This is a genomic window from Kushneria sp. Sum13 (assembly GCF_052692355.1).
On record NZ_CP199847.1, the window covers coordinates 1,504,143 to 1,519,572 of the forward strand.

Sequence of the window (15,430 nt, forward strand, 5' to 3'; positions counted from 1 at the left end):
GCTTTGTATTGGCAGAGCGCGCTGTACAGTCCACTGAACAACGTTCAACCCACTGTACGGCGATCGATATCGGAGCGCGCCATGACGCAAAAGAAGCTGAAAGTGGCGGTGGCCACACCGCTGAGCGAGGCACTGTGCGCACGGATTGAATCCATGGTGCCCGAGATCGAACTGCTGCGGAATCAATCGCTGCTGCCGCCCATGCGGCATCCGGCAGATTTTGTCGGTGACCCGAGCTTCAGGCGCACCCCCGAGCAGGAAGCACAGTTTGATGCGCTGTTAAATGAAGCGGAGGTGCTCTACGGCATTCCGGATGTGGACCCAAAGCGCCTGGCGAAGGTGGTCGAGGCCAATCCAAAACTTCGCTGGGTGCACGTCATGGCGGCCGGTGGTGGCGGGCAGGTCAAGGCGGCGGGACTCTCGAGTGATGCTTTGGCGCGGGTGATGTTTACCACTTCGGCCGGCGTTCATGGCGGGCCGCTGGCGGAATACGCCGTGTTTGGCGTGCTGGCGGGTGCCAAGCAGCTGCCTCGCATCATGGCTCAGCAGCGTGATCACCACTGGGGCGATCGCTGGATGATGGGGCAGATCAGCGAGCAGCAGGTGTTGATTCTGGGGCTGGGCGGTATCGGGCGCGAAGTGGCCCGCCGGCTGTCCCTGCTGGATATGCATGTGCTGGGCGTGTCTCGCCAGCAGCGCATGGTGCCTCATGTCGATGAAATCATTGCGCCATCACAGCTTCGCGACGGCGTGCGGCGAGCCGATGCCATTGTCATTGCGCTGCCCGGCACGGATGCCACCGAAGGGTTGATCGATGCCGAGCTGCTGGCCGAGATGAAGCCCGGGGTCACCATCGTTAATGTGGGCCGGGGCACAGTCATTGACGAGCCTGCGTTGATCGAGGCGCTGCAGCGCGAGCATGTCGGACTGGCGGTGCTGGATGTCACGGCCTCGGAGCCGTTGGATAACGCCTCTCCACTGTGGGACATGCCCAATGTGCTGCTGACCCCGCATACCGCTGCCCTCAGTGACGCCGAGGATCGTCTGATTGCCGAGTTTTTCGCCGATAACGCCCGTCGCTATCTCAACGGCGAGGCGCTTAGAAACCGCGTTGATACGGTCGAGTTCTACTGATGAGTGCCCCCGCCGTGACCCGTGCACTGCGTGTACTGGCCGTGCTTGAAGCAGCCGGCGGCGCCACCCTTGGGGTCAGCGAAATGGCACGCCAGCTGGGCGTGGCGCGGTCATCGCTGCATAACGTCTGTCTGGCCCTGGAGGCCGAGGGCGTGGTCCAGCGCAGCGAGGGCGGCTATCGACTCGGGCGTCGACTGGTCGAGCTGGGGGGCGCGTACCTGCGTACGGTCGATCCGGTTCAGGCGTTTTATCAGGCCTGCAGTGATACCTCCTTTCTCCACAATGAAATCTGTCAGCTGGCGGTGCTTGATGGCGCGGACGTGCTCTATCTCGCCGCCCACGCCGGGCGGTTGCCGCTGCGAATGACCGCCAGTATCGGCAGTCGCTTCCCGGCCTCGATTACTGCCGTGGGTAATGCGCTGCTGGCCCAGCTGGATGACGACGAGCTGCGCCAGCGCTTTGAAGACCCGGTCACGCGTCCGGCCTGGACAGCCAGTTCGATTACCGATCTCGAGGCGCTGATCGACAAGATCAGGGACGTGCGCGGGCGCGGCCACGCGCTGGATGAAGGGGAAGTATTTCCGGGCATTCGTGGTCTGGCCGTCGCCGTGGCACCGCAGTACAGCGGCGAATCGGCCTATGCCGTGGGGGCGTCGCTGCTGGAGGTGTATTGCAATGCCCATATTGAACGGCAGGCCGTCGAGGCGCTGTCTGCGATGGCGGCGCACATTGCCAATCCGATGAATCTGGGCAGGGGCAGCGCTGCCGTCGATGCCTGACGGCCGGACACTAAAGTCACTTTGGGGGGGAAACACATGCAGGATCTCAATAGGACCTCCGGCGCCGTGCGGGTCGGCATGATCGGGCTTGGAAGCATGGGCATGCCAATGGCGCGCAACCTGCTGGCGGCAGGTGTTGCCCGGCAGGTGAGCGTGTTTGGCCGCTCACCTGACAAGCTCACACCGGCGCTGGAGGCCGGTGCCGAGCGTTGTGATACGCCCAGGGCACTGGCAGCGCAAAGTGATGTGTTGATCACGGTGCTGCCGGATCTGCCCCAGCTCGAGGTGCTGATCGACGGCGACGATGGACTTCTGGCGGGGCTTGCCGGGCCGCTGGTGCTGGTGATCTGCTCCACCTCGTCGCCCGAGGGGGTGCGTGCGCTGGCCCGACGTCTGGATGAGCAGAGCAAGGGGCAGATCCGGGTGCTGGATGCGCCGCTGTCCGGCGGCACGGACGGCGCCGAGGCCGGCCGGCTGTCCATCATGGTGGGCGGGAATGATGCTGATCTTGAGCGGGCACGCCCGGTGCTGGAAACGATGGGCACCCCGGTACTGCTGGGGCCGCTGGGGGCCGGCGAGGTCGCCAAGGCGTGTAATCAGATGGTGGTGGCCGCCACCATGGTGGCGCTGTCCGAGGCCACGGTGATTGCCGAACGCGCCGGTCTGGATGTCGAGAAGCTGCTGGGCTGTCTGGGCGGGGGCTACGCCGGCGGACGCTTTCTGGAATCACGCAAGCAGCGCCTGATCGAAAAGGACTACACGCCCTCCGGCATTGCGCGCTACATGATCAAGGATCTCGGATTTGCACGTGATGAGGCCGCACAGCAGCAGGTCACGACGCCGCAGCTTTCAACGCTTTTAACGCTTTACAAGGATCTGGGCGCGCGCGGCCTGGGCGAGCTGGATCTGACCGTGACCCAGCGCTATATCGCCGAGCTTGATCAAAAGCCCGGAGATCGCAACGACTGATCAACACGGGGCGGCAGGCACCGACAGAAAGGACGCAGGCGCAGGGGCAACACAGGTAATAACCGAAGCGGCGGCTCAAGCGGGCCGGGAGTAGATAATGACAATATTTCGCGGGATGTGGCGCAGCATCGAGTGGTTCATTGTCGCCTTGATGACCGCCATGATGGTGCTGGTATTTTTCAATGTGGTGCTGCGTTATGGCTTCTCCTCCGGGCTGCGCTCCGGGATCGAGCTTTCGCGACTCGGGTTTGTCTGGGTCGTGATGCTGGGGGCCTCATTATGTCTAAAGGATGGCGAGCATCTGGCGGTGGCCGAATTCTTTGATCGTCTGCCGGCCAGGGTGCGCTCCATTATCGCGCGCCTTTTGTGGCTCGTGATTCTGGGCGCCTCGATCATGCTGGTCATGGGCTGCTGGAAGCAGACGCTGGCCAACTGGCACAACATCTCGCCGCTGACCGGGCTGCCGACCGCGCTTTTCTATCTGGCAGGTGTGGTGGCCGGGACGTTGATGAGTATCACCTCAACCATCGGGCTGCTGCGACCCGGGCCCGGGCGGGCACCGGGCGAGCAGGGCGGCGATGGCCATTCACTGGCGGTTGATGAGGCCTTGCATTCTTCCAACGGGGAGCATCGCTCATGACACTGGCACTGTTTCTGGCGGTACTGATCGGGGCGATTCTGCTGCGTCTGCCGGTGGCCTTTGCGCTGCTGTTGGCGGCCGGTGCACTGATGCTCAATCTGGGCATGTTCAGCGCCGACATCCTGTCGCAGTCGATGATCAACGGGGTGGACAATTTCGCGCTGCTGGCGATTCCCTTTTTCATGATCGCAGGCGAGGTGATGGCGGTCGGCGGGCTGTCCGACCGCATCGTGAAACTGGCGATGACGCTGGTGGGCCACTGGCGCGGCGGTCTGGGCTATGTGGCGATTCTGACCTCGCTTTTGCTGGCAGGGCTTTCGGGCTCGGCCGTGGCAGATGCCGCGGCACTGGTCAGCATTCTCTATCCGATGATGCGTAAAAGCGGTTATCCGGCGTTTCGCTCGGTGGGCCTGCTGGCGGCCGGCGGGATTATCGCGCCGGTCATTCCGCCCTCATTACCGCTGATCATCCTTGGGGTGGCGGGCAATATCTCGATTGCCAAGCTCTTTATTGGCGGCATTGTGCCCGGGCTTTTGATGGGGCTGGCGCTGATGATCACCTGGCGGTTCATGATGCGTAAATCCGATCTTGAACCTCAGCCGAAGGCGAGCCGGGCCGAGCGGCTCAAGGCGCTGAAGGAAAGTGTCTGGGCGTTGCTGCTGCCGGTGATCATCATTGTCGGCATCCGCTTTGGGGTCTTTACACCGACGGAAGCTGCCGTGGTGGCCGCGGTCTACGCCATCTTTGTCTCGACCGTGATCTATCGTGAGATGAGTCTTGCCAAGCTTGCACAAGTGCTGAAAAGCGCCGGCCGCTCGACGGCGCTGGTGATGTTTCTGGTGGGTGCGGCAATGGTGGCCTCCTGGGTCATTACCATCGCGCAGCTGCCGCAGCAGCTGGCCGAGCTGCTGGGGCCGCTGGTCGACAATCCCAGGCTTTTGATGGCCGCCATCATGGTGGTGGTGCTGCTGGTGGGCATGGTGATGGATCTGGCGCCTGCGATCCTGATTCTGGTGCCGCTGTTCATGCCACTGGTGCGCGAGGCGGGAATCGATCCGATCTACTTTGGCCTGATGTTTGTCATCAACTGCTGTATCGGCCTGATCACCCCGCCAGTGGGCACGGTGCTCAACGTGGTCTGTGGCATCAGTAAAACGACAATGAGTGAGGCCGTACGCGGCGTCTATCCCTTTGTTCTGGTGTATATCGCACTGCTTGCGCTGTTTGTGCTGATACCCCAGATCATTACCGTGCCGATGCACTGGCTGATCGGCTGACCCTGGCAAGGAGCAACAACATGAAAAAATTCCTGTTTGGTACGACGCTGGGTGCCACAGCGCTTGCAACGACCGCCGCGGCGCTGATGCTGACCATGTCGGTGTCCAGCAACGCCTGGGCGGCGACCACGCTGCGCTTTGCCCATCCCACGCCGCAAACCGATCTGCAGCACAAGCTTGCCGAGAAGTTCAAGGAGGAGGTCGAGGCGCAGAGCAATGGCGATCTCAAGGTGCAGATCTTTCCCAACGGTCAGCTCGGTAACGACGCGCAGATGATCGACGGGGCCCGCTCCGGCATCATCGACATTACGCTTTCGGGACTGACCAACTTTACCGGCATGGTGCCGGAGGCTGGTGCCTTTGAACTGCCGTTCATGTTTGCCGACAGCGCCGCTGCCTACAAGGCGTTGGACGGGGCGCCCGGGGAAGAGGTGATGAGCAAGCTGCCGGCGCTGGGGCTGAAGGGCCTGGCCTTCCCGGAGAATGGCTTTCGCGAGATCACCAACAATCGCGGACCGATTCGTGAGCCGAAGGATCTGGAAGGCCTGCGCATGCGGGTCAATAACTCGATCACGCTGAACAACATGTTCGAGCTTCTGGGCGCCAACCCACAGCAGTTGCCGGTGGCCGAGCTCTATACGGCGCTTGAGACGGGCGTGGTCGACGCACAGGATCATCCGCTGGGCATCGTGGTGTCGTTTAACTTCAACGAGGTGCAAAAGTATCTCTCGATCACCAACCACGCTTATTCGGCACTGTTGATGGTCATGAACCAGAAACGCTTTGACAGCCTCACCCCCGAGCAGCAGCAGATTGTCGAAAAGGCCGCCGCGGATGCCACGGTCATGCAGCGCCAGATGAACACCGAGCAGACCGAGACGATGATCACCACGCTTGAAGAGCAAGGCATGGAGGTCAATCGTGATGTCGATACTGATGCCTTCCAGCAGGCCATTCAGCCCGTCTGGAAAACCTTTGTTGACCAGAACGGCGACAAGATGATCAAGGCCATTCAGGCCGTTTCCGACAAGGCGGGTTCATAAGCTGCTTGATGGGAAATGCCGGGGCATGGGCCCCGGCACTCTGGCGTTATTCACCGAACAGCGTGGCCAGAATGCGGCGGCTGCCGCCGTTTTCCCGGTGCTCGCCGAGCCAGATGCCCTGCCAGGTCCCGGTGGCCAGTCGACCGTTGTCAATGGCAAGGGTGAGCTCGGTGCCCATGAGGCTGGCCTTGATATGAGCCGGCATGTCGTCCGGGCCTTCCAGAGTATGTCGAAGATAGGGCAGATCGCCCGGAACGCGATCGCGGAAAAAGGCTTCCATATCGTGGCGCACGTCCGGGTCGGCGTTTTCATTGAGCGTCAGTGACGCAGAGGTGTGCAGCATTTGCAGGTGTAAAAGCCCGGTGGAGATCTCCTGCATCCGGCTCAGAGCACTTGTGATGTCATGGGTAATCAGGTGAAAGCCGCGTGAATAGGGCTTGAGGGTAATCTGCTGGCGGTGCCACATGAGCGGTCACTCCTTTGCTGTGGGATCTGATGAGAAAGGGTAGATGAGCGTGCCGGCGACGTCTTGTCAGTAGACCATTGTTCCCATCGTTTGAGTGCCGCTAGTGCCGAAGACCGATTTTGCCTTATCAGAAGGTGGGGCTGGTTGGTGTCGGTAGACGGGTTATATTCGCGGGTGTTGATGTGTTGCGGTCAAGGCCTACCACTACCCCTGTCGGGAGAGTCGTCATGAATCAGCTGCGCCTTTACATGTTCCAGACCGGTACTCTTCAGTGCCGTCGCTGCAATATCAGCATGAATGCCGGGCTTGATGATTATGAAATACCGGTGCCATGGTATCTGATTACCCATCCGCAGGGGCATGTGGTCATTGATGGCGGCTGCGCCGTCGAGTGTGCCACGGATGCCGAAGGCCACTGGGGTGATATCACGGCGGTCTATCAGCCGGTGATGCGCGAAGAGGAGGGGTGTGTGCAGGCCCTTCAGGCCATGGGGATTGCGCCGGAAGACGTTTGCTATGTGCTGCACAGTCATCTTCATCTGGATCACACCGGCGCGACCGGCCGCTTCCCCAATGCGGTTCATGTTGTCCGCCGACGTGAGTATGAATATGCCATGGCCCCGGACTGGTTTTCGGCCGGCGGTTATATCCGCAAGGACTTTGATCGGCCGGGGCTGAATTGGCATTTTCTGGAGGACAGTGACGATGGCTATGACGTCTTCGGTGACGGGGTCATTCGCTTTATCTTCACCCCCGGCCATGCGCCGGGCCATGCAAGCTTCATGATCCATCTTGAAGAGACTGGCCCGGTGCTGCTGGCGGTGGATGCGGCCTACACCATGGATCACTGGAATGAAAAGACGTTGCCGGGTTTTCTGGCCTCTACCGTGGACGCCGTACGCTCGGTGCAAAAGCTCCATGCGCTGGCTCGCAAGACGCAGGCCATGGTGGTCACCGGCCATGACCCCGAGGCCTGGCCGACGTTTCGCCATGCCCCCGAGTATTACCGCTGAGTTCAGCGCGACGTCGACACTGTCATGTTCATGATCAAGGGGAAACGCCATGAAAACCCGGGCTGCCGTGCTGCGAGAGATGCAAAAACCACGTCCCTATGGGGAATCCATGCCGTTATCCATCGAGGAGGTGACGCTTGATCCACCGGGGCGCGGGGAGGTGCTGGTGCGCATTCGTGCTGCCGGGCTGTGTCACTCTGATCTGTCGACCATCAATGGCAATCGGCCGCGGCCGTTGCCGATGGTGCTGGGCCATGAGGCGGCGGGCGAGGTGGCGGAGATTGGTGAGGGCGTCGAGGATCTCGAGGTCGGCGATCATGTGGTGTTTTCCTTTGCGCCCAACTGCGGCACCTGTGCCTTTTGCCTCTCCGGTGAGGCGGCGCTCTGTCAGCCGGGAGCGGCAGCCAATACTGCCGGACATCTGCTGGGGGGCGGCATGCGCCTGCATCACGGTGAGGAAACGGTTTATCACCATATTGGAGTATCCGGGTTTGCCGAATATGCCGTGGCGTCGCGTCGCTCACTGACGCGCATCGACCCGAGCCTGCCGTTTCACATTGCGGCGCTGTTCGGCTGCGCGGTACTGACCGGCGTCGGGGCGGTCGTGCATACCGGTGAGCTCAAACTGGGTCAGTCAGTGCTGGTGGTCGGGCTGGGCGGGGTGGGGCTTGCGGCAGTACTGGGGGCGATTGGGGGCGGCGCTCGTCAGGTGATCGCCGCCGACATCGATGCCGATAAGCTGGAAACGGCCAGGGCCATGGGCGCAACGCATGTGATCAATAGTGGTGATGAGGATGCCATCGAACAGGTGCGTGCCATCAGTGGCGGCGGGGTGGATCTGGCGACCGAGTTTGCCGGTGTGGCGTCGGCGCTTGAATTTGCCTTTGAGTGTACTCGGCGCGGCGGCACCACGGTGACTTCCGGACTGCCGCACCCGGACGTGCGTCTGGCCATCAGTCCGACGCGGATGGTGGCCGAGCAGCGCACGCTCAAGGGGTCTTATCTGGGAGGCCACGTGCCCTCACTGGATGTGCCGGGATATATCGCGCTGTATCAGGCCGGTCGTCTGCCGGTGGACCGACTTTTGACCCACCGCATAACGCTTGAGGACATCAACGAAGGGTTCGAGCGTCTGGCCCAGGGGCGCGCCATCCGGCAGGTGATCGACCTTTGATCTTCAGGGGCGGCGCACTCGACTGAAGACGTGACATGAGCCGGGTGCAATGCCCGCGGGCCTGCTAACCTGAAGGGCATCTTTCGGCGCTTCATCGTTGATTATCAGGAGAGAATCATGGATCAGACCCGTATCGAAAAGGACAGCATGGGCGAGCTGGAAGTGCCGATGGCGGCACTTTACGGCGCGCAGACGCAACGGGCCATCAATAACTTTCCGGTCAGCGGACACCCCATGCCGGCGTCCTTTATTGCCGCCGTGGCGCGGGTCAAAAGGGCGGCCGCCGAGGTCAATATGGATCTTGGCCTGCTGGATGAAGGGCGGGCGTTGTCCATCGTCAAGGCGGCCGATGCGATCATCCGCGGTGAGCACGCCGATCAGTTTCCGATTGATATCTATCAGACCGGGTCTGGCACCTCGACCAACATGAACGTCAACGAGGTGATTTCGCATCTGGCCTCGCGGGACGATCTCGACATCGGCCCCAATGACCATGTGAACATGGGTCAGAGCAGCAATGACACCATTCCGACAGCGCTGCATGTCTCGATTGCCCTGGAGCTCAACGAGAAGCTGCTGCCGACGCTGCGCTATCTGCAAAAGACCATCGAAGACAAGGCGGCGACACTTGACGACGTGGTCAAGACCGGCCGGACGCATCTGATGGATGCCATGCCGGTGCGCATGAGCCAGGAACTGGGCGGCTGGGCCAGTCAGGTCGCGCAGTCCATCGAGCGCCTTGAAAATGGCCTGACGCGCATGTTGCGACTGGCCCAGGGCGGCACGGCCGTGGGCAGCGGTATCAACGCCCATCCGGAATTTGCCGAGCGCTTTGCCAAACGTCTCTCCGAGCAGACCGGGCTTGTATTTACACCGGCGGACAGCTTCTTTGCAGCACTGGGCTCGCAGGACGCCACGGTGGAAATGTCCGGTCACCTCAAGGCCTACGCCTGCGCGCTGATGAAAATCAGCAACGATCTGCGGTGGATGAATTCCGGGCCACTGGCCGGATTGGGCGAAATTGAACTGGAAGCCCTGCAGCCGGGCAGCTCCATCATGCCGGGCAAGGTAAATCCGGTGATTCCCGAGGCGGCGGCTCAGGTGGCGGCTCAGGTCATCGGCAACGATGCAGCGGTCACCGTGGGCGGGCAGTCGGGCAACTTCCAGCTCAATGTCATGCTGCCGCTGATGGCGCACAACGTGTTGAGCTCGATCTCGCTTTTAAACAACGTCTCCCTGCTGATGGCGGACAAGGCCATCAGAAGCTTCAATGTTCGCCGCGACAATATCGAGTCGCCGCTGGCGCGCAATCCGGTGCTGGTCACGGCACTCAATCCGGTGATCGGCTACAACGAAGCGGCGCGTGTGGCCAAAAAGGCCTATCAGGAAGGGCGGCCGATCATCGAAGTGGCCGAAGAAGAGACCGAGCTTTCCCGTGAGGAACTTGAGCGTCATCTCGACCCGGCTCGGCTGACACGCGGGGGCATCCAGGAATAGGCTTTGAGGTGTCAGCGTGAGCTACAAAAAAGGGCCCCTTGCGGGGCCCTATTTGATGTTGCCATTCATGTGACGCAGATTCAGTGTGCCAGAGCATGATCCGGTGAGGGCGTGCCGACCGGCTCGCTCATGTCGTCTGCGCTGGTGTCCATGCGACCCGTCACGTATTCCTGAAGGCGCTTGCGCTGAGGCTCGTCCAGACGCATGTCCATTTTGGTGCGACGCCAGAGAATATCATCGACCTGAGTGGCCCACTCATGGTCAATCAGGTAGTCCACCTCGGCTCGGGTCAGCCCGGCGCCGAAATCCTCTCCCAGACCGGCCTCGTTGGTGACACCTTCCAGAAATTTCTCGCACAGCGTGCCGTAGCTCGAGGCAAATCGGGCGGCCCGCAGTTCACCCAAAAATGGATACTGAGTCAGCAGCTTGCGGGTATAGGCCTCACGGGAATCGATGTTGCCACCCGGCAGCGGGCGCTTGTCGGTCCAGGGCTTGCCCATGCTCGGGAACCAGGGCTCGATTTTCTCCATGGCGGATTCGGACAGACGACGGAAGGTCGTGATCTTGCCGCCAAAGACCGACAGCATCGGTGCGCCGGTATCATCCAGCGAGAGCGTATAGTCACGCGTCATGGCAGAAGGGTCGTCCGACTCGTCATCACACAGCGGGCGTACACCGGAGTAGCTGGTGACCACGTCATCGCGGGTCAGCTGCTCCTTGAAGTGCGCATTGACGACATTGAGGATGTAGTCGGTCTCTTCATCGCTGATGGTGATATGGGTCGGATCACCCTCGTAGTTCTGGTCGGTTGTCCCGATCAGGCTGTAATCATTTTGCCAGGGCAAGACAAAGACGATGCGCTTGTCCTCGTTTTGCAGGATGAAGGCGCGGTCATCACCGTTGATGCGGCGGGTGATGATATGGCTGCCCTTGATCATGTTGATGCCATAGCGCGACTTGCGCTGGGTACTGCCCTTGATAAAGGACTCTACCCACGGACCGGCGGCATTGATCAGTGCCTTGGCACGGCGCACCAGCTGCTCGCCGGTACGGGTGTTTTCCAGCGTGATCTCCCAGATGCCGTCCTTTTCCACGGCGCTGATGCAGCGCGTGCGCACCAGAATTTCGCCACCCTGTTCCTGAGCCTGCAGAGCATTGAGCACGACCAGGCGGGCATCGTCGACCCAGCAGTCGGAATATTCAAAGCCACGCTTGATGTCGGGCTTGAGCGCGCTTGAACCATCAAACTTCAGCGACTTCGAGCCGGGCAGCGTGGCGCGCGGGCTCAGATGGTCATACAGGAAAAGACCGGCGCGCAGCATCCAGGCCGGTCGCAGGTGCTGGCGGTGCGGCAGGATAAAACGCAGCGGCCAGATAATATGCGGCGCCTTGGCAAGCAGGACTTCACGCTCGTGAAGTGCTTCGCGAACCAGACGAAACTCCTTGTGTTCCAGATAGCGCAGTCCGCCATGAATCAACTTGCTGGAAGCCGAGGAGGTCGCACTGGCAAGGTCGGCCTGTTCACACAGCCCGATGCTCAAACCGCGGCCGGCAGCATCGTTGGCAATACCGGTGCCATTGATACCCCCACCGATGATGAAAAGGTCCAGAACGGGAGTGTTCACTGAAGAAGTCTTGTCGGAAGTCATGCGCCTGCCTTGCGCGTCTGCGCCGGATTAAGGAATTGGGAACGCGGTAACCATACCATCACGAATGTTCGAATGTGAACATATGCCATGTTCAAAAGAACATCAAGGGATCGATGATTGCCTGATGCAATCGGCATGATCAGCTTTTCGTTCGGTCGATGACCTTCCTTTCAGGCGACCTTTTTCAAAAGCACGGCTTCAAAAATCCTGGTTCATGGACACGACTTTATTTCAGGGACATATATTGAGGGCAATGTCCTGCTCGTTCAGCAGTCTGCAGATGCCGGCGGGCGGTTCCTGGTCGGTAAACAGGGCATGAATCTGGTTGAGATGTCCCAGCCGCACCACGGCGTTGCGCGAGAACTTGGAGTGGTCGGCGGCCAGATAGACCTGACGCGAGTTGCTGATAATGGCCTGGGCGACTCTGACCTCCTGATAGTCAAAATCGAGCAGGGCGCCGTCCTCATCAATGCTGCTGATGCCGATGATGCCGAAATCGACCTTGAACTGATTGATGAAGTCCACCGTGGCCTCGCCGATGATACCGCCATCGCGCGAGCGTACGGTGCCGCCTGCCACAATGACGTTGAAGTCCTCGCGATGTTGAAGCGTGGCGGCAACGTTGAGGTTGTTGGTGATGATTTCCAGTCCCCGATGGTTGAGCAGCGCCTCGGCAATCAATTCGGTACTGGTACCGATATTGATGAAAAGTGAACTCTGATCCGGGATCTGTTCTGCCAGTGAGCGGGCAATGCGCGCCTTGGCATCGTGATTGATCAACTTGCGCGCGCTATAGGCGGTGTTGACCGTGCTGGATTCCAGCAGACCGGCGCCGCCATGAACGCGTCGTATCACCTGTTCATCGGCCAGCACCTTGAGATCGCGTCGGATGGTCTGTGGCGTGACATCAAAGTGATGCGCCAGCTGCTCAATGGTCGCATAGCCCTGACGCTTGACCATGTCAGCTATGGTGTTGTGGCGTTCCTGCTGGGTCATGTGGTGTCCTTTCCGCAAGCTTTCCGAGGCTGATCCGTGTCGTCAAGGTATCCCTCGGCCTTCTGCTCGGCAATAGATGTTTCCGTGTGGTTTTCACTTGATGTTCGCCATGTTCATCTGGCAACAAAATTTGTGGAAAATTGCACCTTTTCGGGCTTTTCAATCCTTTGGCAAGCCTTGTAAGACTAAGGTTTAAAGGGCTTTAAACTATTTATAATCAAACACTTAAAACTGGATTGATGGAAAGTCAGAAACGGCACATCGTTTTTTCAAATGATTGCTATAGGATGCTCGGAAAGCAACACAGCTATACCTAATGTTTAAAAATCAACGCTATTCCGGGGTAAAAAAATGGGTATCATCGAAACCATCCTGGTTCACGAAATCGCCGGCACGGCCATTTTGACACTGCTGGGGTGCGGTGTGGTGGCCAACGTGCTGTTGAACAAGACCAATGGTCATGGCAGTGACGGTATCGTCATCTTTTTCGGCTGGGGTCTGGCAGTCTTTGCAGCCGTTTATGTTGCCTTTGACACCGGCGCCCATATCAATCCGGCCGTCACCATTGCTTTACTCATCGGGCCGGCGAAGCAATATGCTGAAGGTATCCCGATCACATTTGCCACCACGGTTGCCTATCTTGTGGCTGAATTCATTGGTGCCTTCATCGGTGCTGTGGTGTGCTATCTGGCCTACAAGAAGCAGTACGATGAGACCGAAGATGCCGGTGCCATCCTTGCCACGTTTTCGACCGGACCGACCATCAAGTCCTATGGCTGGAACATGGTGACCGAGATCATCGGGACATTCGTACTGATCTTTGTGATCATCATGTTTGGAAATACGCCCAGCGGCCTTGGGCCCCTTGCGGTGGCGCTGCTGGTGGTATCGATCGGTGCGTCACTGGGTGGGCCGACCGGATACGCCATTAACCCGGCGCGCGATCTTGGGCCGCGCATTGCGCATGCTGTGCTGCCCATCAAGAACAAGGGCAACAACAACTGGGGCTATGCGCTGGTGCCGGTGATCGGACCGATCATTGGCAGTACGCTGGCCGCTCTGGCTGCCCATATCTATTAAGTCATCATCGATTTCATACCTCCGCTCGTATTCAATCGAGGAGTCAATACGCATGAGCCAACAGAAAAAGTACATTCTCGCCATCGATCAGGGCACAACCAGTTCACGCTCGATGTTGTTTGATCACGAAGGCCGTGTCGCTGGCATCGCCCAGCGCGAGTTCGAGCAGATCTTCCCGCGTCCGGGCTGGGTCGAGCACAATCCTCGCGAGATCATGACCAGCGTATTGACCACGCTTGCCGAGGTCATCAACAACTCGGAAGTCGATGTTCGCGAGATTGCCTCGATCGGGATTACCAATCAGCGCGAAACCACGGTTATCTGGGACAAGAAAACGGGGCACGCCGTTTACAACGCCATCGTCTGGCAGTCACGCCATTCGGCTGAAATCTGCGATGAGCTGCGCGAGGCCGGCCACGAAGACATGATCCGTGACAAGACGGGCCTGGTCATCGATGCCTATTTCTCTGCCACCAAACTGAAGTGGATCTTCGATAATGTCGAAGGCGTGCGTGAGAAGGCCGAAAGAGGTGAACTGCTGTTCGGCACCATCGATACCTGGCTGGTCTGGAACCTGACCGGCGGGGAAGTGCATGTGACCGACGTGAGCAACGCCTCACGCACGATGCTGTTCAACATTCGCGAGCGCAAGTGGGACCCCGAGCTGCTGGCGCTGTTTGGCGTGCCCGAGAGCATGCTGCCCGAGGTGAAGTCCAACAGCGAAGTGTACGGCCATGTGCTGCCGAAGTACCTGTTTGGCCACGAGGTGCCGATTGCCGGCATGGCGGGCGATCAGAACGCTGCACTGTTTGGTCAGGCCTGCTTCAAGCCCGGTATGGCCAAAAACACTTACGGCACCGGCTGCTTTACGCTGATGAATACCGGTACCGAGGCGACGCCTTCCGAAAATGGCTTGCTGACGACCGTGGCCTGGGAAGTGGAAGGCAAACTGGAGTACGCACTGGAAGGCAGCGTGTTCGTCGCGGGTTCGGTGATTCAATGGCTGCGTGACGGTCTGCGGATGCTGGGTCGTGCGTCTGACTCGGAAGCCTACGCCGAGCGCGCCGGCAGCAATGATGGCGTTTATATGGTGCCGGCATTTACCGGTCTGGGTGCCCCCTACTGGAACTCCAACGTGCGTGGGGCGATGTTCGGCCTGACGCGTGGCACGACCAAGGAGCATTTCATTCGTGCCGCGGTCGAGTCGCTGGCCTATCAAAGCGCTGATGTTCTGCATGCCATGCAAAACGATGCCAACATCGCGCTGACCGAGCTGCGTACCGATGGCGGCGCCATCTCCAACAACTTCCTCGCCCAGTTCCAGGCCGATATTCTTGGCGTTGATGTGCTGCGCTGTGAGGTTAACGAGACCACGGCGCTGGGTGCTGCTTACCTTGCCGGTCTGGCGGTCGGTTTCTGGAAGTCGCGTGACGAGATCGCCGAGTACTGGGCACTGGAGCGCAAGTTCGAACCGACCATGAGCGAAAAGCAGCGCAACGAGCTCTATGACGGCTGGAAGCAGGCCGTTGAGGCCACCATGGGGTTCCGCGTCGAGTCTTAATCGTGACTAAACGCCGCTGAGACAAGGGCCGGGCCTGCTGATGGCATATCGGCAGGCCCGGTTTTTTTTAAGGCGCTGACCGTCAGTGGCTGTAGCAAAAGGTCTTGACGGCTGCAGAGTGTGGGTAAACAGGCGACTGATGCATGCAAAGA

General features: G+C 59.8%; 14 protein-coding genes. 11 read left to right on the top strand and 3 right to left on the bottom strand.

All coding sequences use genetic code 11. The features are described from left to right. Positions 1–81 precede the first annotated feature (81 nt). The 6 genes from ACUN8C_RS07065 to ACUN8C_RS07090 all read left to right on the top strand — a co-directional run bounded on the left by ACUN8C_RS07065 (position 82) and on the right by ACUN8C_RS07090 (position 5,842). Entirely contained in the window at positions 82–1,134 is a 1,053-nt protein-coding gene (locus ACUN8C_RS07065; RefSeq protein ID WP_445621532.1) for a D-2-hydroxyacid dehydrogenase, read from the top strand. Then, positions 1,134–1,913, top strand: coding sequence for an IclR family transcriptional regulator (locus ACUN8C_RS07070; RefSeq protein WP_445621533.1), 780 nt, complete (start codon positions 1,134–1,136; stop codon positions 1,911–1,913). The genes ACUN8C_RS07065 and ACUN8C_RS07070 overlap by 1 nt, the downstream gene beginning before the upstream one ends. Positions 1,914–1,949: 36 nt before the next feature. Beyond that, positions 1,950–2,882 carry an NAD(P)-dependent oxidoreductase gene (locus ACUN8C_RS07075; RefSeq protein ID WP_445621534.1) on the top strand — a complete coding sequence of 311 codons (933 nt, stop codon included), beginning with the start codon at positions 1,950–1,952 and terminating at the stop codon, positions 2,880–2,882. Between the two features lie 97 nt (positions 2,883–2,979). Further along, complete coding sequence (locus ACUN8C_RS07080; RefSeq protein WP_445621535.1) at positions 2,980–3,522, top strand: TRAP transporter small permease; 543 nt, start codon at positions 2,980–2,982, stop codon at positions 3,520–3,522. Beyond that, positions 3,519–4,799 (top strand): TRAP transporter large permease subunit, encoded by a 1,281-nt coding sequence (locus ACUN8C_RS07085; protein WP_445621536.1) that lies wholly within the window; start codon positions 3,519–3,521, stop codon positions 4,797–4,799. Before ACUN8C_RS07080 ends, ACUN8C_RS07085 begins: the two co-directional genes overlap by 4 nt. 20 nt (positions 4,800–4,819) lie before the next feature. Beyond that, positions 4,820–5,842, top strand: a complete 1,023-nt coding sequence (locus ACUN8C_RS07090) for a DctP family TRAP transporter solute-binding subunit (protein WP_445621537.1) — start codon at positions 4,820–4,822, stop codon at positions 5,840–5,842. Between the two features lie 46 nt (positions 5,843–5,888). Here ACUN8C_RS07090 and ACUN8C_RS07095 read toward each other — a convergent pair whose 3' ends face one another. After that, the gene (locus ACUN8C_RS07095) at positions 5,889–6,308 is read right to left on the bottom strand and encodes a secondary thiamine-phosphate synthase enzyme YjbQ (RefSeq protein ID WP_445621538.1); all 420 of its coding nucleotides are present in this window, start codon (positions 6,306–6,308) and stop codon (positions 5,889–5,891) included. A gap of 227 nt (positions 6,309–6,535) precedes the next feature. Here ACUN8C_RS07095 and attM point away from each other — a divergent pair, with 227 nt between their 5' ends. The 3 genes from attM (at position 6,536) to ACUN8C_RS07110 (ending at position 9,992) form a co-directional block, all read left to right on the top strand. After that, on the top strand, positions 6,536–7,321 hold the full coding sequence (gene attM, locus ACUN8C_RS07100) for an AttM family quorum-quenching N-acyl homoserine lactonase (RefSeq protein ID WP_445621539.1): 786 nt from the start codon (positions 6,536–6,538) through the stop codon (positions 7,319–7,321). Between the two features lie 49 nt (positions 7,322–7,370). Then, entirely contained in the window at positions 7,371–8,495 is a 1,125-nt protein-coding gene (locus ACUN8C_RS07105; protein ID WP_445621540.1) for a zinc-dependent alcohol dehydrogenase family protein, read from the top strand. Between the two features lie 117 nt (positions 8,496–8,612). After that, positions 8,613–9,992, top strand: a complete 1,380-nt coding sequence (locus ACUN8C_RS07110; RefSeq protein ID WP_445621541.1) for a class II fumarate hydratase — start codon at positions 8,613–8,615, stop codon at positions 9,990–9,992. A gap of 80 nt (positions 9,993–10,072) precedes the next feature. Here the strand turns inward: ACUN8C_RS07110 and glpD are convergent, their stop codons facing one another. Further along, positions 10,073–11,641, bottom strand: a complete 1,569-nt coding sequence (glpD, locus tag ACUN8C_RS07115) for a glycerol-3-phosphate dehydrogenase (protein ID WP_445621542.1) — start codon at positions 11,639–11,641, stop codon at positions 10,073–10,075. A gap of 231 nt (positions 11,642–11,872) precedes the next feature. Beyond that, the gene (locus tag ACUN8C_RS07120) at positions 11,873–12,637 is read right to left on the bottom strand and encodes a DeoR/GlpR family transcriptional regulator (protein WP_445621543.1); all 765 of its coding nucleotides are present in this window, start codon (positions 12,635–12,637) and stop codon (positions 11,873–11,875) included. Between the two features lie 351 nt (positions 12,638–12,988). On the opposite strand from ACUN8C_RS07120, the gene ACUN8C_RS07125 reads away from it, so the two are divergent. Continuing rightward, on the top strand, positions 12,989–13,717 hold the full coding sequence (locus ACUN8C_RS07125) for an MIP/aquaporin family protein (RefSeq protein ID WP_445621544.1): 729 nt from the start codon (positions 12,989–12,991) through the stop codon (positions 13,715–13,717). A 52-nt stretch (positions 13,718–13,769) separates the two neighbouring features. Further along, positions 13,770–15,278, top strand: coding sequence for a glycerol kinase GlpK (glpK, locus tag ACUN8C_RS07130; protein ID WP_445621545.1), 1,509 nt, complete (start codon positions 13,770–13,772; stop codon positions 15,276–15,278). Positions 15,279–15,430: the final 152 nt, after the last annotated feature.